Raw genomic sequence first — 15,659 nt, forward strand, 5'->3', positions numbered from 1 at the left:
CTCGATCGCTGAGCGGAGCAAAGAACTTGATTTATTCTCCGCCGGTAATCTTCATCGCGACGAGCCCGTGATGCGACGCAAGGTTGTTGGGGTTGTATGGATGCGAGCTGTCGAACATGTGCCGCTGCCGCTCGCCAAGCTGGGCCAATATGGAATGGGACTGCGCAGTCTCGTGAAAGAGAACACGTAGCGATACCGCCATCCGCTTAGCCTCACCAATGAACCCGGCGTCAAATGCGGCAGCTGAGGACTCCAGGAATTGCAGATGTTCGTCCCGTAACTCGATCAATCGAGCACGCGAAACTTTTTGTTTTGCCATATTTGACTTCCCTGGAATCAGCCGGCTCCAGGCGATATTGGCCAAAAATTGGACACTAAAAACGGGGAGGTCGCTAAGTGCTTGAAAGATCTGGTACGCCCAAGGGGAATCGAACCCCTGTTACCGCCGTGAAAGGGCGGTGTCCTAACCGCTAGACGATGGGCGCGCTCAGACGAAGCGGCTTATAATTGCGTTGTTGCCAACCGGCAACCCATCAGCCGCCAGATGCGACAACTTTTTTCAAACACCGGGTGAGAGCGGAGAAAAACTTAGCCGCGACGGCGGCAGCGCCAGTTCCAGTCGCGCTCGGGGCCGACGTCGACGTGGACGGATTCGGTGTGGCAGTAGGTGCCGACGCCGCCACGGCCGGGCATGGTCCTGATGTAGCTTGCCAGCTCCCATTTGGAGACGCCGGGAACCTGAATGTCGGCGGCGGCGCAATACATGTGCAGCGAATTCTTGGCGCCGTTGGCGCGGCGGTTGCGGGCCGGGTCGCGATAGCCTGAGGTGACCGTCATCTTGCGGCCGTAATGGCCTTCGATCGTCTTCAGCACACGCACCAGCGACGGCTTCAGGCAGGCGACGTCGACGCTTTCGTTCTGCTTCAACAGGCCGTTGGGCGCCAGCCGGGCGAGGCCGGCGGCGGAGGCCACCTGATAGGCGCCGCCCGAGCTTTCGTCCTCGTTCAGGTCGACGTCGCTTTCGTCGTCGATGCCGGATTTGCGCTTGATCTCGAACAGCGCCGTCTGGCGCACGCCGGGCAGCGCGTCGCTGCCCGTGATGTGGTTGCTGCTGTCATCGCCGAGCGAGGCAAGCTGCACCGGCTTGTCGGCCGAACTGGCAGAGGCCAGCGTGACGATCGGCTTTGCCGGAGATGGCTTGGGCTGAGCCGTAACCGCAGGCTGTTCGCCCGAGCGGGAGTTGATCAGCGGAGTTGGCGCAGCCGAGGCTGGCGCTGTGCTGAACAGCGAAGCGAGGAAGCCCTTCTTCGGCGCGTCGACCTGTTGGGGGGCGGCGGCCGTCACGTAGACCTCGTTGGTCGCAGGTGCGGCGGCCGCCGGTTGCGGTGCGCTCACGCCGGCATCGGCTGTAGCAATCTTCTGCGCCACGTCGTCCGTTGCGGCCGCGGTCTGCGCCGGCTGCTGCAGCGATTGCGGTGTCTGGCCGGCGATGGTTTCGGAGCCGGCGGGAACATCGACCGGAAAGCTGGTGCCGGGCTTGGCCACCGGCACGTAGGCGACCTGCTCGGGCAGCGTCGCATCGCCCGCGGCCGTCATCATCATCTGCGGCCCTGTCGGTGTGATCTGTGCGGTCGAATCGGATGTTGTTGTCGTACCGGAAGCTGCCGCAATGTCAGAAGCGGTGGCGTTGTAGCCGGGCATACCAACCGACATTGTCGGGTCGCCGGCGGAGGTGCAGGACGCCAGAAGCACGGAGAAAAGTGCTGCCGCTATAGTGCGACCCTCTCTCCCCGCGAGACGCGATCCTACTGATTTCAAAACTAAATTCCCCCTCGGTGTCCGGTCGGTCTGCTATCGGTGCGGCGTCGAAACGTTTATGTCCAATAGCCCTGTGTTCCCAAACCGGAAACGAGACTTGTGTCAATTCTGCAAGCCTCTGAATTAATCGCTCGTTGGAGGCGAATTGAGGCTTCTTGATGGTTGACGACACCATTTCGCCCCGTTTTGCCGGCCCGTCAACTCACCAGACATTACAGTCCGTTACACACGCACCTTGACATAGGTCCCGGGGGCATCACCCAGGGTTTTCATATGCTTGCCCGGTTTGCGGGCCGGAACGAGGGTGTCATCCTGGGTCTCGATCCAGTGCTGCCAGTGCGTCCACCAGGAGCCGGGATGCTCTATCGCCGCGGCGAACCACTGGCCAAAATCGCCCACCGGCTTGCCGCCGGTCCAGTACTGGTACTTGTTGGCCGCCGGCGGATTGACGACACCGGCGATGTGACCGGAACCGGCCATGACATACTCGACGTCGCCGCCGAAATATTGCGAGCCGAGGAACACCGAAAGCGCCGGTGCGATGTGATCTTCCTTCGACGCCAGATTGTAGACCGGGATGGTGACGTCTCCCAGCGAGACAATACGGCCGGCCAACTCCATCACGCCGCGTGTGAGATTGTTCTCGAGATAGCAGTTGCGCAGATAGAAGGAATGGTTGGCTGCCGCCATGCGGGTGGAATCGGCATTCCAGTAGAGCAGGTCGAAGGGCAGGGGATCCTTGCCGCGCATGTAGTTGTTGATGACATAGGGCCAGATCAGGTCGCCCGAGCGCAGCATGTTGAAGGCGGTCGCCATCTTGGTGCCGTCGAGATAGCCCTTCTCGTTCATCGATTTCTCGACCGCCGCCACCTGGTCCTCGTCGACGAACACCTTCAGGTCGCCGGCATGGGTGAAGTCGACCTGCGTGGTGAAGAAGGTCGCCGATTTGATGCGGTTGTCGCCTTCCTGCGCCAGGAGCGCGAGGGCTGCCGCCAAAAGCGTGCCGCCGACGCAGTAGCCGATGGCGTTGACCTCCTTCTCGCCGGTGGCTTTCTCGACCATGTCGAGGCCGTATTGCAGACCCTCGCGGATATAGGCCTCCCAGCCCTTGGCGCCGTGGCGCTCGTCGGGGTTGATCCACGAAATGATGAAGACGGTGTGGCCCTGCTCGATCGCCCAGCGGATGAAGGATTTCTGCGGGTTGAGATCGAGGATGTAGTATTTGTTGATCCATGGCGGGCAGATCAGCAGAGGCCGCTTCAGCACCGTTTCGGTCGTCGGATCGTACTGGATGATCTCGGCGACATCGCTGCGCCCGACCACCTTGCCGGGTGACATCGCAACGTTCTTGCCGATCTCGAAGGGCGAATAGTCGGCCTGTCTCAGCTTCAGGTCGCCCTTGCCGGCGGCGATGTCTTCGGCCAGCATCTTCATGCCGCGCACCAGATTTTCACCGTTCGAGGCGACGGTTTCGCGAAACAGCTCCGGATTGGTCAGAATGAAGTTCGACGGCGAGATGGCGTTGGACACCTGCTTGACGTAGAAGCTCGCCTTGTGGCGGGTGTGGTCGTCGAGGCCTTCTGCGTGCTCGACCAGGTCGGCCGCCCAGCGCGAGGTGACGAGATAGGCCTGTTTGAGGAAATCAAAGAACGCGTTGCGGCCCCATTCGGGGTCCTGGAAACGCTTGTCGCCCCGCTCGGGCTTGACCGCATCGTCCGGCGCTTCGGCATTCGAGCTGACCTTCTGGATGGCGTTGCCCCAGACCGTCATGTAGCCGGCGAACAGCCGCGTCTGCGCTTCCAGCGCGCGCTGCGGGTCGGCCAGCCAGTATTCGCTGAGCTTGGAGAAGGTTTTGACCATGTCGACCACGGGCTCGGCGACGTGATCGCGCACCTCACCCTTTTCGCGCGGCTCGGCCCAGGCGGAGGCCGCTTTGCCGGCCTGTTCGACCATGCGCGCCATGTTCAACGCGAAGCGTTCCGGGTCTTTCACCAGATATTGCTCGACGGTCGAAGATTGATCAACTTCCGCTTTGCTCGAATCAGGTGTTTTGGACATGGCTCGCGGGGTTCCTCCCGAGGCGTTTTCTTGACATATTATCATGGGACATCTGACCGGGTCCAATGCGCTGTACCCCGGCTGCCAGGAAAACAATATGACGATTAACACCGGCAAGACCATTTATTCGGGGGCAGGCCGCTTTTGCCGCATCGCGGTTGCGATCGCCTGTCTGGCGCCAGGGCTGTTGGCAGCAGGTGGCTGCACGAGCGCCAACACCGGCAACGGGATGGATGTCGGCTTGACCCAGGGCGCCCAGGACACTGGCTCCTATCCCAATCTCAACATCCCGCCACAAGTAGCGGCAACGCAGCTCACCCCTGAGGAGAGCAAGGCCAAGCTTGCCCAGTTGAAAGCCGAGCAGCAGGCGCAGGCGGGCAAAGGCGGCGGCGGTGTTCCGTCCACCAGTCCGGCGGCGCTGAACTCGCTGGCGAAGAACCATGGCAACGATACGCTGAAGCAGATCGAGGCCAAATGCGACCCCGCCCTCGACCCTACCTGCAAATGAGGCTATACGGCGCGCCAAAAGCCGCCTTTGCCAAGGTCCGCTTAGCCACTCTGCCAAAGCCAATTCTAATCGTCTGGAACTGACATGGAAGAATTTCACAAGGTCCGCCGGCTTCCGCCTTATGTGTTCGAGCAGGTCAACCGGCTGAAGGCCAGTGCCCGTTCGCGCGGCGCCGACATTATCGACCTTGGCATGGGCAATCCGGACCTGCCGACACCGAAGGCGATCGTCGACAAATTGTGCGAAGTGGTGCGCGATCCGCGCACCCATCGCTATTCCTCCTCGCGCGGCATTCCTGGCCTGCGCCGCGCCCAGGCTGCCTACTATCAGCGCCGCTTCGGCGTGAAGCTCAATCCCGACACGCAAGTGGTGGCCACGCTCGGCTCGAAGGAAGGCTTCGCCAACATGGCGCAGGCGATCACCGCGCCCGGTGACGTCATCCTGTGCCCCAACCCGACCTATCCGATCCATGCTTTCGGCTTCATCATGTCGGGCGGCGTCATCCGTTCGCTTCAGGTCGAGCCGGATGACGGCTTCATTCCGGCACTCGAGCGCGGTGTCCGCCACTCGATCCCGAAGCCTTTGGCGCTGATCCTCAACTATCCGTCGAACCCGACGGCGCTGGTCGCCTCGCTCGATTTCTACAAGGATGTCGTCGCCTTCGCCAAGAAGAACGACATCATCATCCTGTCGGATCTTGCCTATTCGGAGATCTATTTCGACGGCAATCCGCCGCCTTCGGTGCTGCAGGTGCCTGGCGCCATCGATGTCTGCGTCGAGTTCACCTCGATGTCGAAGACCTTTTCCATGCCCGGCTGGCGGATGGGCTTTGCCGTCGGCAACGAGCGGCTGATCTCGGCGCTGACCCGGGTGAAGTCGTATCTCGACTACGGCGCCTTCACGCCGATCCAGGTGGCGGCGGCGCATGCGCTGAATGGCGACGGCGCCGACATCGCCGAAGTTCGCGAGGTTTATTTGAAGCGCCGCGACGTCATGGTCGACGCCTTCAGCCGCGCCGGCTGGACCATTCCGGCACCCGCGGCCTCGATGTTTGCCTGGGCGCCGATCCCGGAGCCGTTCAAGCATCTCGGCTCGCTCGAATTTTCCAAGCTCCTGATCGAGCACGCCGACGTGGCGGTGGCGCCGGGCATCGGCTTCGGTGAGCACGGCGACGATCATGTGCGCATCGCGCTGGTCGAGAACGAGCACCGGATCCGGCAGGCGGCGCGCAACATCAAGCGCTTCCTGGCGTCCAGCGCCAAGCAGCCGAACAATGTGGTGCCGCTCGCCGCGCATCGCTAAGGTCGCCGCACATCTTATTTGAGCAGGGTTTTTGAGGGGCGTCGCCGGACATGGCTGAAGCGTTGCGTGTTGGAATTGCGGGTCTGGGCACTGTCGGCGCCTCGGTGGCGCGCGTGCTGCGCGACAAGGCGGCCGAACTGACCCGCCAGTGCGGCCGTGACGTGATTGTCACTGCCGTTTCGGCCCGCGACCCCAAGCGCGATCGCGGCGTCGATCTCGGCGCCGCCAAATGGTTCGATGATCCGGTGAAGATGGCGCAGACCGCCGATATCGACGTCTTTGTCGAACTGATCGGCGGCGACGAGGGGCCGGCGCGATCCTCGGTCAAGGCAGCACTTGAAGCCGGACGCCATGTCGTCACCGCCAACAAGGCGTTACTCGCCAAACACGGCGTGGCGCTGGCAGAAATCGCCGAGAAGAAGGGTGTGTTGCTCAACTACGAGGCGGCAGTGGCCGGCGGCATCCCGGTCATCAAGACGATGCGCGAGGCGATGGCCGGCAATTCGGTCACCCGCGTCTTCGGTATCCTCAACGGCACCTGCAACTACATCCTGACCCGTATGGAGGCCGAAGGCATCTCCTTCGACGAGTGCCTGAAGGACGCGCAGCGGCTGGGCTATGCCGAAGCCGACCCGACCTTCGACATCGAGGGTCATGACACCGCGCACAAACTGTCGATCCTGACCAGCCTGGCCTTCGGCACCAGGATCGCCGCCAACGACATCTACATGGAAGGCATCTCCAACATCAGCCAGGCCGACATCCGCGCCGCCGGCGATCTTGGCTACCGCATCAAGTTGCTTGGCGTCGCCCAGCGCACCGACAGCGGCATCGAGCAGCGCGTGCACCCGACTATGGTGCCGACGGCTTCGGTGATCGCGCAGGTGCATGGCGTCACCAATGCGGTGGCCATCGAAACCGACATTCTGGGCGAGCTTCTGCTCTCCGGCCCGGGTGCGGGCGGTAACGCCACCGCATCGGCCGTGGTCGGCGATATCGCCGACATCGCCAAGAGCCGGCCGGGTTTCCAGCACGGTCCGGTGTTCGGCCTGCCGGCCAAGGAATTGCGCCCCTACAAGAAGGCGCAGATGCGCAGCCATGCCGGCGGATACTTCATCCGGCTGACCGTGCATGACCGCATCGGTGTGTTTGCCGCGATCGCCAAGCGCATGGCCGACAACGACATTTCGCTGGAATCGATCGTCCAGCACGCGGCCGGGCCGGAAACCGATGCGCAAAAGACCGTCATCCTGGTCACCCACGAGACCACGGAAGCGGCGGTACGCAAGGCCGTCGACGGCATCACCAAGGACGGCCATCTAACTGACAAGCCGCAGGTCATCCGCATCGAGCGAGCCGGGTAAGGAAAGTCATCTTTCGCCTTTAATCGATTGATATTGCTTCGATTTCGAAAAATTGACGCAGCAAGTCTTGCCCTTGTCATGGAGCTTTGACACAAGAAGCGCGCCTCTAGAGCATGGTGCCGAAAAGTGTGAAGCGGTTTTCGGACGACATCATGCTCTATCTCTTTGATTTAGAGCCGGATTCAGATCTCAGGTCGAACAGACCTGAAATCATCCGGCTCTAGCGGAGGCGCGTCGTGAACGAGGATTTCTCCCGATGAACGTGGCCCAGAACATTGTCGCCGGTCTCGACCGGATACTCACCATGGAAGTTGTGCGCGTCACCGAGCGCGCCGCTGTCGCGGCCGCCAGATTGCGCGGGCGCGGCGATGAAAAAGCCGCCGACCAGGCCGCCGTCGACGCCATGCGCCAGGAGCTCAATCGCCTCGCCATCAAGGGCACGGTGGTGATCGGCGAGGGCGAGCGCGACGAGGCGCCGATGCTCTATATCGGCGAAGAAGTCGGCAGCGGCATCGGTCCGGCGGTCGACATCGCGCTCGATCCGCTCGAAGGCACGACGATCTGCGCCAAGAACCTGCCCAATGCGCTGGCCGTCATCGCCATTGCCGAAAAGGGCAGCCTGTTGTTTGCGCCCGACGTCTATATGGACAAGATTGCCATCGGCCCGGGCTACGCCGAAGGCGTCATCGACATCGATGCCTCGCCGGCCGAAAACATTGCCAGCCTGGCCAGGGCCAAGGGCGTCGCAATATCCGAAATCACTGCCTGCATCCTCGACCGACCGCGCCATGAGAGGCTGATCGAGGCGGTGCGGGCCACGGGTGCGGCGATCCGGTTAATCGGCGACGGCGATGTCGCCGGCGTCATCCACACGACCGATCCGGAAGAGACCGGCATCGACATCTATCTCGGCACCGGCGGCGCGCCGGAAGGCGTTCTGGCCGCGGCGGCGCTGCGCTGCACCGGCGGCCAGATGCAGGGCCGGCTGATCCTCGACACGGCAGAAAAGGTGGCGCGCGCGGCCAAGATGGGCATTGCCGATCCGAAGCGGATTTATCGCGCCGAGGACATGGCGCGCGGCGACGTGCTGTTTGCGGCGACCGGCGTCACCGACGGCAACATGCTGGCCGGCGTCAAGTTCGGCGGCAATTACATCACCACGCACACCATCGTATTGCGCTCGTCGTCGCGCACCGTGCGCGAGATCAAGGCGCGCCACCAGGATCTGGAAAAGTTTTGAGACTTTCCTGTTTAGCCGTCGCATATTGCCGCAAATGACAATCTGCAGACGACGCGTCCTATGACGGGCGACAAACGCCTCTTCCTCGATGTCAGGCAGTCGGCGACCGGTGTTTCCTGGGAACACCGGTTGAGCGAACGGCAGGACATGACGGCGCTTGCCATCGCGCAAGGCCATGGCGTGCCCGACATTGTCGCGCGCGTGCTTGCCGGGCGCGGCGTCACCGCCGACCAGGCTGAGCGCTTCCTCGATCCGACGATCCGCGACCTGTTGCCGGACCCGGCATCGCTGACCGACATGGACAAGGCCGCCACCCGTATTGCCGAAGCTGTCATGGCCAAGGAGAAGGTGGCGATCTTCGGCGACTACGATGTCGACGGCGCCGCCTCGTCGGCATTGCTCAAACGCTTCCTGACGCACTTTGCGGTGCCGTCTGAAATCTACATTCCGGACCGCATTTTCGAGGGGTATGGCCCCAATCCGGAGGCGATGCGCGAACTGGTCTCGCGCGGCGCGACCCTGATCGTCACCGTCGACTGCGGCACCAACAGTGCCGTCTCCATCGATGCCGCCAAGGCGGCCGGCGCCGATGTGGTGGTGCTCGATCACCATCAGGTCGGCGGCGCGCTGCCGGAGGCGACCGCGGTCGTCAATCCCAACCGCGAGGATGATCTGTCGGGGCAAGGCCACCTATGCGCCGCCGGCGTCGTCTTTCTCGCTCTGGTGCAGACGGCCAGGATCCTTCGCAGCCGCTTGCCCGACTCTGCGCAGCCGGACCTGCTGTCGTTGCTTGATCTGGCGGCGCTGGCCACGGTCTGCGACGTGGTGCCGCTCATCGGCGTCAACCGTGCCTTTGTGGTCAAGGGGCTGCAGATGGCGCGCCAGCAGAAGAATGAGGGGCTGGCCGCGCTGGCGCGGGTGTCGCGCATCGGCGAGCCGATCAGCACCTTTCATCTCGCCTATCTGATCGGCCCGCGCATCAACGCCGGCGGGCGCATCGGCGACGCCGCGCTCGGCAGCCGGCTGCTCGCCACCGACGATCCGGTCGAGGCTGGCACCATTGCCGAGACGCTCGACCGGCTCAACCAGGAACGCCAGCAGATGGAACTGGAGATGCTGGCCGCGGCGCGCGCCGAGGCCGATGCCGAGCTTGCCGGCGGCAATGGTCCGGCCATCATCGTTACCGCCAGCACCAACTGGCATCCGGGCATTGTCGGCCTGATCGCCTCGCGGCTGAAGGATCATGCGCGGCGGCCGGCCTTCGCCATCGCCTTCAACGCCAATGGCATCGGTACCGGCTCGGGGCGTTCGGTGTCGGGTTTCGATCTCGGGCGGCTGGTGCGCGAGGCGGCCGACAAAGGGCTGATCGTCAAGGGCGGCGGCCATAGCATGGCGGCCGGCATCACGGTGGAGCGCGCAAAGCTTGGCGAACTGAGAGCCTTCTTCGGGGAGCGCGCGGCGGCCGAAGTGTTCCGGCTGCAGGATGAGGAAAGCCTGGCCATAGACGGCGCGCTTGCGGCCGAAGGCGCGACGCTCGCTCTGCTCGATGCGCTGGAAAAGGCCGGCCCTTTCGGCGCCGGCCATGTCGCACCGGTGTTCGCGCTGCCGCGTCATCGGTTGGCCGACGCGCGGGCGGTCGGCACCAACCACATCCGCGCCGATCTGCAGTCGGAAAGCGGCGGCCGCATCCAGGCCATCGCCTTTCGCGCCGTTGATACCGCGCTCGGCGAATTCCTGTTCAAGAACCGCGGCAAGACGGTCCATGTCGCCGGTTCGCTGTCGGGTAATTACTGGAACGGCAATCGCACGGTGCAGTTTCGCATCACCGATGCGGCAAAGGCCTGAGATCGCCGAATTAAGCCAGAACCGTCTGCAGCCGCTTCAACTCGCCGATTTGCGCCATCGTCGCCTGGTAGCCGAGGTTGATGGCCTCATCGGCGCGGTGGAATTCGGTCAGGCCGATATGGCTGAGTTTGGGCTGTAGCGACATGTCGGGCGGATCGCCGGCGAGCCTGGCGCGCGAAATGCGGTCCTGGATGATGTTGAAGGCCTCGACCATGACGCCGGTGACGCCGAGACGGCTCTGGTGCGCCTGGTGGTCAGGGGCGGCCTGGCCTGGCCGAGGCGCATCCTTCTCGATGAGCAGTTCCCCGGCGCTGTGCTTGATGACGGCGGCGCGGCCGAATAGATCGTAGTGAAGGTTGACCGCGACGACGAGCGGCTGCTCGTAGGCGCGGCAGACCGAGACCGGAACGGGGTTGACCAGCGCGCCGTCGACCAGGATGCGGCCGTTGCAATTCACCGGCTCGAAAACGCCGGGCAGCGCATAAGAAGCGCGCATGGCGGTGATCAGGGAGCCGCTCGACAGCCAGATCTCATGGCCGGTGCGGATTTCCGCGCCGACGGCGACGAAGGGTTTCGTCAGGTCCTCGAAGCGGATGCCGGCCATGTGCTCGCGCAGCCTAGCGTCCAGTTTCATGCCGCCGAACAGGCCGCTACCGCGCAGATTGAGATCGAGCAAGCCGAAAATGCGGCGCTTGGTCAGGCTGCGGGCGAACTCCTCGAGCTCGTCCAGCTTGCCGGCGATATAGCAGCCGCCGACCAGCGCGCCAATCGAGGTGCCGGCGATCATCGAGACTTCGATGCCAGCTTCGTCGAGCGCGCGCAGCACGCCGATATGTGCCCAGCCGCGTGCGCAGCCGCCGCCCAGCGCGAGCGAAATGCCTGTCTTCCCCGCAGGTTGCGGGTCAGGCACGCCACCGGACGATGAGGGGCCATTGGCCTCCCGCATGTCCGGTCTGTTACGCAATGACGCCCACTCGAGCATCATGATCTCCCTTGTCCCGCGTCCGTTCTACAGGAAGGACGTTTGAGAATAGTGAATATGAGTGGTTTGCGACTGTTGAATGGTTCACGCTGGCTTCCGATACGTCTTTTCCGCATCGAACAGCGGCGTGCTACCATCGTCGGCAAGCGTTGCTTTGCCGTTGTTCAGCCCCACCGTCCGATAAAAGCATGAACGCCGGCCGGTGTGACAGGTTGCGTCGTGGCCCAACACTTTGACGCGAAGCCACAAGGCGTCCTGGTCGCAGTCGGTGCGGATCTCGACGACGGTCTGGAGGTTGCCGGATGTTTCGCCCTTCTTCCACAGCGCGTTGCGTGAGCGCGACCAGTAATGGGCGATGCCGGTTTCCAGCGTCAGCGCCAGCGCCTCGGCATTCATATGCGCGACCATCAAAAGCATGCCGTCTTCGGCATCGGTGACCACGACGGTGACGAGACCGTTGGCGTCAAAGCGCGGTGAAAACACCGCGCCTTCTTCAAGAGCCTTCTTGTCCGATGGAGCCTTGGGAAAATGCAGTGCCGACATCGCCGGTCCTTATCTAGCGATGCCGGCGAGGGGGCTTACGCCCCGAGGCCGCGCACCATGGTGACGAAACGAACCTGTTCCTCGGGCGTGTCCTTGAACACGCCGGTGAAGGTCGAGGTCAGTGTGGTCGAGCCCTGCTTGCGGATGCCGCGCATGGCCATGCACATATGCTCGGCCTCGATCATGACGGCGACGCCGCGCGGGTTGAGCACGTCCTGGATGACGCCGGCGATCTGCGCGGTCATGGCCTCCTGGGTCTGCAGGCGATGGGCAAAGATATCGACGACGCGGGCGATCTTGGACAGGCCGACGACCTTGCCGTCCGGCAGATAGCCGACATGCGCCTTGCCGATGATCGGCACCATGTGGTGTTCGCAATGCGAATGGAACTGGATGTCCCTGACGATGACGAGATCGTCATAGCCGGCGACCTCCTCGAAGGTACGGCCAAGTTCTTCGGCCGGGCACATGTCATAGCCGTTGAACATTTCGAGGAAGGACTTGGTGACGCGCTTGGGCGTGTCGATCAGACCCTCGCGGTCCGGATTGTCGCCGGTCCAGCGCAACAGCGTGCGCACGGCGGCCTCGACCTCGGCTTCGCTCGGCCTGTCGGTGACCGGCTTGTCCAGATAGTCGGAAGGGGGCATGATTTTCTTGATGACGGCATCCATAAAGGCGTCTCCCGTAGTTCCTCTCTCAGGAGGAACGAGTTGAACGGACCACGACCTTTCGGGTTGCTGAAAACTCGCCCTGTTTCCAGCCCGCAAGCGGCGTGAACGAATTGGGCAAGGACGATGGCTTTGCGTTGCCTTGTCGATACCCGACTGCCAGCATTATATATGGTCGTGCCCGGCGAATGAAAGACGCTACAGCGGCAATCGCTGTTCGCTTGGCGGCGACGGATTGGAAAAATATGATTGACGATGTCTACAATGCGAAAATTCTGGGTTTTGCCGGAAACATCGCGCGCATCGGCCGGCTCGATCGTCCGGACGCAACGGCCAAGGCCCATTCCAAATTGTGCGGCTCGACGGTGACCGTCGATCTCAAGATGGACGATGGCGTCGTCACCGATTTCGCTCATGACGTGAAGGCCTGCGCGCTTGGCCAGGCCTCGTCCTCGATCATGGCTCAGCATGTCATCGGCGCCAACGCTGACGAATTGCGCGCGGTGCGCGACACCATGCTGAAGATGCTCAAGGAAAACGGCGCGCCGCCGCAAGGCCGCTTTGCCGATTTGAAATATCTGGAGCCGGTGCGCGACTACAAGGCGCGCCATGCCTCGACCATGCTGACCTTCGATGCGGTCGTCGATGCGATCGGCCAAATCGAGAAGAAACGCGCCGAACAGGCGGCTTGACCCTATCCGTCCAGAGCGCGGCGGCTTTCTGCAAATTCGTTGCGGATCCAGTCGGCAAAAGCCTTGGCCGGCTCCGGCAGATCCTTCAAACTCCTGGCGACCAGCCAGTAAGCGCCGGATGCGACGTCGATGTCGAACGGCTTGATCAGCGCGCCGGACGCAATCTCCTCACCGATCTGCAAGAGGTCGCCCAGCGCCACGCCGTGGCCGAGCAGGGCTGCCTGCTTGGACAGCGACACATCCGCCAGCATCGGGCCGCGCGCCGGAATGGCATCGGGGGCCACGCCGGCGGCCTCGAACCAGCGCGCCCAGCCCTGGCGGTTTTCCTCGTGCAACAGCATGTAGCGGGCAAGGTCGAGCGGCCTTTCCAGGGCAGGGCCCGACGCCAGCAAGGCCGGCGACAGGACCGGTGAATCGGCGGTCGATGCAAGCCATTCGGCCTCGCTGCGCGGCCATGAGGTGTTATGTGCGCTGAACCGCAGTGCAAGTTCGGGCTGATCGCTGCGGAACTCGATCGGCCTTGGGTCGACTTCGAGAGAAACGTCGATATCGGGCCGCAACTTGCTGAAGCGGTTGAGCCGCGGCAACAGCCATATCGAGGCCAGCGATGGTTCGACGCTGACGCGGACGACGGACTGCGCCGGGGCCGTCGCCAACTCGGAAAGCAGCCTGTCGATGTCGTCGAAGCTTCTGACCAACTGATCGAGCAGGCGTCGACCCGCCTCAGTCAGCTCGACGCGGCGGTGATGGCGGTGGAACAGGGGCTGGCGCAGGAACTGCTCGAGTTCGCGGATCTGCCGGCTGATAGCGGCCTGCGAGACGAACAGCTCCTCGGCGGCGCGGCTGAAACTCAATTGCCGGCCGGCTGCCTCGAAACTTCGCAACGCTGTCAGAGGCAGCCACCCGCGCTTCATTCGCATAACCCAAAGTTATCCGAAACGGAAATTATACTCGTTTGAAGGCGATGGCCAGTGGGCGTCTAATCCGCTCTCAGAGGAGACACGGACATGATCCAGTTTCTGGAAATCTTTGGCGATGTGATGCGGATCGCGACGTTTCAATGGCGTGGCGACAGGCGGCATGACCCGTGCCGCGAGGAGCGGCCGGCGAGCGTCAGTCGCTGGGCGACGCCGGCTGAGCGGCACCCGTTTCGCCGCGTGCGACAATGAAGCCGACAATGGGACGCGCGAATGAGAGGGATTGCGTTCGCCTGCCGAAGCTCACATCTATCGGTTTGGAAACGCAAGCTGATCCCGAAATCGGTTTCGGGGTCACGTTCAGAAAGAGACCGTGGTGGGCGACCAACATCGGCATGCGCATGCCGCCGGACAGACCCCGCGCGGGCGCAACTGGCCCGGTCCCTGGCGCAGAACGCCTGGCCGCATTTTCGGCACGTCGCTGGTGCGCCTGTACCAGCTGACGCTGTCCGGCTTTGTCGGCAATTCCTGCCGGCATTTGCCGACCTGTTCCGAATACGCGCATGAGGCGATTGCCCGCCACGGCCTTTGGGCCGGCGGCTGGATGGGGTTTTTTCGGGTGCTGCGCTGCGGGCCGTTCGGCACGCATGGTATAGACCGCGTGCCCGAGGTGCTGGCCGCGCGCTATGTCTGGTTCATCCCATGGCGTTATTGGCGGGTCGGCAAGAAGCGCGGCGAGGCGGAGGCCTGACGGCCGGCGCTGGGTGCTGATCCAGGTGCCAAAAGCCGAATTCTTTACGATCCGGTAGGGTTAACAACAGCCTGCACAAAGACTGCGCATTTGAGTCAAAATCGAGCCAAGACAACTCGCTAAGCGCCTCCTGTCATTCCCAGGAGAGCTCACATGCGTCGGATCGAAACCCATCCCTTCATCATTGCCGCTATCCTGTTCCTCCTGGCTTGGTATTTGGGTTTTCCGATGCGGGCGCAATCGGCGCCGCTCGGCGATGTCGCGTGCACGTTGATCCAGGACGCGGCGAGCGGCGAGACGCTCTATCAGAACGGCGTCTGCGACCAGCGCGTCAGCCCGGCGTCGACCTTCAAGGTGCCGCTGGCGCTGATCGGTTACGACAGCGGCATCCTTAGCGACGCGCATACGCCGAGCTGGGACTACAAGCCCGAGTTCAAGGCCGTGATGCGCGACCACAAAACCGTCGACCCGATTATCTGGGAACGCGACTCGATCGTGTGGTATTCGCGCGAAATCGTGCGCCGGCTAGGCGCCAAAAGCTTTGCCGGCTACGTCTCGAAATTCGGCTATGGCAACATGGATGTCTCGGGCGACGCCGGCAAGGACAACGGGCTCACGCAATCCTGGATAAATTCGTCGCTTGAGATTTCACCGGTCGAGCAGACAGCCTTCCTGCGCCGGCTGCTTGCCGGCAAAATGCCGGTTTCTACCAAGGCGCACGAGATAACCAGAGCCATCCTGCCGACCTTCCAGGCCGGCGACTGGACGGTGCAGGGCAAGACCGGCAGCACAAGGCTCGGCAACAACAAGGACAAGCGTTCGCTGGGCTGGTTCGTCGGCTGGGCCGAAAAGGGCGAACGCCGGATCGTCTTTGCCCGGCTGGTCGTCGACACCAAGCCGATCGACACGCCGAAAGGCCCGGCGACACGCGCGGCGTTCCTGAAGGATTTGCCACAGCTGGTGAAGTGACC

16 protein-coding genes and 1 tRNA gene are annotated in these 15,659 nt (G+C 63.0%); 9 read left to right on the plus strand and 8 right to left on the minus strand.

Annotated features, from left to right (window positions below; translation table 11 throughout):
- Positions 1 to 31 precede the first annotated feature (31 nt).
- The 4 genes from AC1D1B_RS22710 to phaC all read right to left on the minus strand — a co-directional run bounded on the left by AC1D1B_RS22710 (position 32) and on the right by phaC (position 3,876).
- Positions 32 to 319, minus strand: coding sequence for a hypothetical protein (locus AC1D1B_RS22710; RefSeq protein WP_477334618.1), 288 nt, complete (start codon positions 317 to 319; stop codon positions 32 to 34).
- A gap of 91 nt (positions 320 to 410) precedes the next feature.
- Positions 411 to 485, minus strand: a tRNA-Glu gene (locus tag AC1D1B_RS22715).
- Positions 486 to 588: 103 nt separating this feature from the next.
- Positions 589 to 1,713 (minus strand): YcbK family protein, encoded by a 1,125-nt coding sequence (locus tag AC1D1B_RS22720; protein WP_477334619.1) that lies wholly within the window; start codon positions 1,711 to 1,713, stop codon positions 589 to 591.
- A 327-nt stretch (positions 1,714 to 2,040) separates the two neighbouring features.
- Positions 2,041 to 3,876, minus strand: a complete 1,836-nt coding sequence (phaC, locus tag AC1D1B_RS22725) for a class I poly(R)-hydroxyalkanoic acid synthase (RefSeq protein WP_477334620.1) — start codon at positions 3,874 to 3,876, stop codon at positions 2,041 to 2,043.
- A gap of 97 nt (positions 3,877 to 3,973) precedes the next feature.
- Between phaC and AC1D1B_RS22730 the strand changes: the two genes are divergently transcribed.
- The 5 genes from AC1D1B_RS22730 to recJ all read left to right on the plus strand — a co-directional run bounded on the left by AC1D1B_RS22730 (position 3,974) and on the right by recJ (position 10,135).
- Positions 3,974 to 4,384, plus strand: a complete 411-nt coding sequence (locus AC1D1B_RS22730) for a hypothetical protein (RefSeq protein ID WP_477334621.1) — start codon at positions 3,974 to 3,976, stop codon at positions 4,382 to 4,384.
- Positions 4,385 to 4,468: 84 nt separating this feature from the next.
- Entirely contained in the window at positions 4,469 to 5,686 is a 1,218-nt protein-coding gene (locus tag AC1D1B_RS22735; protein ID WP_023681615.1) for an LL-diaminopimelate aminotransferase, read from the plus strand.
- A gap of 50 nt (positions 5,687 to 5,736) precedes the next feature.
- Entirely contained in the window at positions 5,737 to 7,050 is a 1,314-nt protein-coding gene (locus AC1D1B_RS22740; RefSeq protein WP_477265344.1) for a homoserine dehydrogenase, read from the plus strand.
- A gap of 256 nt (positions 7,051 to 7,306) precedes the next feature.
- On the plus strand, positions 7,307 to 8,290 hold the full coding sequence (gene glpX / locus AC1D1B_RS22745; protein WP_477334622.1) for a class II fructose-bisphosphatase: 984 nt from the start codon (positions 7,307 to 7,309) through the stop codon (positions 8,288 to 8,290).
- Positions 8,291 to 8,350: 60 nt separating this feature from the next.
- Positions 8,351 to 10,135: a single-stranded-DNA-specific exonuclease RecJ gene (gene recJ, locus AC1D1B_RS22750; protein WP_477334623.1), complete on the plus strand. Its 1,785-nt coding sequence runs from the start codon at positions 8,351 to 8,353 to the stop codon at positions 10,133 to 10,135.
- Between the two features lie 10 nt (positions 10,136 to 10,145).
- Here the strand turns inward: recJ and AC1D1B_RS22755 are convergent, their stop codons facing one another.
- The 3 genes from AC1D1B_RS22755 to folE form a co-directional block, all read right to left on the minus strand.
- Positions 10,146 to 11,117 carry a patatin family protein gene (locus tag AC1D1B_RS22755; protein ID WP_477334624.1) on the minus strand — a complete coding sequence of 324 codons (972 nt, stop codon included), beginning with the start codon at positions 11,115 to 11,117 and terminating at the stop codon, positions 10,146 to 10,148.
- Positions 11,118 to 11,201: 84 nt separating this feature from the next.
- Positions 11,202 to 11,660, minus strand: a complete 459-nt coding sequence (hisI, locus tag AC1D1B_RS22760; RefSeq protein WP_477334625.1) for a phosphoribosyl-AMP cyclohydrolase — start codon at positions 11,658 to 11,660, stop codon at positions 11,202 to 11,204.
- A 35-nt stretch (positions 11,661 to 11,695) separates the two neighbouring features.
- Complete coding sequence (gene folE / locus AC1D1B_RS22765; protein WP_477334626.1) at positions 11,696 to 12,331, minus strand: GTP cyclohydrolase I FolE; 636 nt, start codon at positions 12,329 to 12,331, stop codon at positions 11,696 to 11,698.
- Positions 12,332 to 12,573: 242 nt separating this feature from the next.
- On the opposite strand from folE, the gene AC1D1B_RS22770 reads away from it, so the two are divergent.
- On the plus strand, positions 12,574 to 13,020 hold the full coding sequence (locus AC1D1B_RS22770) for an iron-sulfur cluster assembly scaffold protein (protein WP_477334627.1): 447 nt from the start codon (positions 12,574 to 12,576) through the stop codon (positions 13,018 to 13,020).
- A gap of 2 nt (positions 13,021 to 13,022) precedes the next feature.
- Here AC1D1B_RS22770 and AC1D1B_RS22775 read toward each other — a convergent pair whose 3' ends face one another.
- Positions 13,023 to 13,934 carry a LysR substrate-binding domain-containing protein gene (locus AC1D1B_RS22775; RefSeq protein WP_477334628.1) on the minus strand — a complete coding sequence of 304 codons (912 nt, stop codon included), beginning with the start codon at positions 13,932 to 13,934 and terminating at the stop codon, positions 13,023 to 13,025.
- A gap of 93 nt (positions 13,935 to 14,027) precedes the next feature.
- Here AC1D1B_RS22775 and AC1D1B_RS22780 point away from each other — a divergent pair, with 93 nt between their 5' ends.
- The 3 genes from AC1D1B_RS22780 to blaOXA all read left to right on the plus strand — a co-directional run bounded on the left by AC1D1B_RS22780 (position 14,028) and on the right by blaOXA (position 15,657).
- Positions 14,028 to 14,189 (plus strand): hypothetical protein, encoded by a 162-nt coding sequence (locus AC1D1B_RS22780; protein WP_477334629.1) that lies wholly within the window; start codon positions 14,028 to 14,030, stop codon positions 14,187 to 14,189.
- 124 nt (positions 14,190 to 14,313) lie between these two features.
- Positions 14,314 to 14,688, plus strand: coding sequence for a membrane protein insertion efficiency factor YidD (gene yidD / locus AC1D1B_RS22785; protein WP_477334630.1), 375 nt, complete (start codon positions 14,314 to 14,316; stop codon positions 14,686 to 14,688).
- A 153-nt stretch (positions 14,689 to 14,841) separates the two neighbouring features.
- On the plus strand, positions 14,842 to 15,657 hold the full coding sequence (gene blaOXA, locus AC1D1B_RS22790; RefSeq protein ID WP_477334631.1) for a class D beta-lactamase: 816 nt from the start codon (positions 14,842 to 14,844) through the stop codon (positions 15,655 to 15,657).
- The last annotated feature ends 2 nt before the right edge of the window (positions 15,658 to 15,659 follow it).

The organism is Mesorhizobium sp. P2_C5_2 (genome assembly GCF_056404535.1).

Excerpts from the sequence above, each read along its gene's own strand:
- AC1D1B_RS22710 (WP_477334618.1), bottom strand. The coding sequence starts at position 319 with ATGGCAAAACAAAAAGTTTCGCGTGCTCGATTGATCGAGTTACGGGAC.
- AC1D1B_RS22720 (WP_477334619.1), bottom strand. The coding sequence starts at position 1,713 with ATGTCGGTTGGTATGCCCGGCTACAACGCCACCGCTTCTGACATTGCG.
- phaC (WP_477334620.1), bottom strand. The coding sequence starts at position 3,876 with ATGTCCAAAACACCTGATTCGAGCAAAGCGGAAGTTGATCAATCTTCG.
- AC1D1B_RS22730 (WP_477334621.1), top strand. The coding sequence starts at position 3,974 with ATGACGATTAACACCGGCAAGACCATTTATTCGGGGGCAGGCCGCTTT.
- AC1D1B_RS22735 (WP_023681615.1), top strand. The coding sequence starts at position 4,469 with ATGGAAGAATTTCACAAGGTCCGCCGGCTTCCGCCTTATGTGTTCGAG.
- AC1D1B_RS22740 (WP_477265344.1), top strand. The coding sequence starts at position 5,737 with ATGGCTGAAGCGTTGCGTGTTGGAATTGCGGGTCTGGGCACTGTCGGC.
- glpX (WP_477334622.1), top strand. The coding sequence starts at position 7,307 with ATGAACGTGGCCCAGAACATTGTCGCCGGTCTCGACCGGATACTCACC.
- recJ (WP_477334623.1), top strand. The coding sequence starts at position 8,351 with ATGACGGGCGACAAACGCCTCTTCCTCGATGTCAGGCAGTCGGCGACC.
- AC1D1B_RS22755 (WP_477334624.1), bottom strand. The coding sequence starts at position 11,117 with ATGCTCGAGTGGGCGTCATTGCGTAACAGACCGGACATGCGGGAGGCC.
- hisI (WP_477334625.1), bottom strand. The coding sequence starts at position 11,660 with ATGTCGGCACTGCATTTTCCCAAGGCTCCATCGGACAAGAAGGCTCTT.
- folE (WP_477334626.1), bottom strand. The coding sequence starts at position 12,331 with ATGGATGCCGTCATCAAGAAAATCATGCCCCCTTCCGACTATCTGGAC.
- AC1D1B_RS22770 (WP_477334627.1), top strand. The coding sequence starts at position 12,574 with ATGATTGACGATGTCTACAATGCGAAAATTCTGGGTTTTGCCGGAAAC.
- AC1D1B_RS22775 (WP_477334628.1), bottom strand. The coding sequence starts at position 13,934 with ATGAAGCGCGGGTGGCTGCCTCTGACAGCGTTGCGAAGTTTCGAGGCA.
- AC1D1B_RS22780 (WP_477334629.1), top strand. The coding sequence starts at position 14,028 with ATGATCCAGTTTCTGGAAATCTTTGGCGATGTGATGCGGATCGCGACG.
- blaOXA (WP_477334631.1), top strand. The coding sequence starts at position 14,842 with ATGCGTCGGATCGAAACCCATCCCTTCATCATTGCCGCTATCCTGTTC.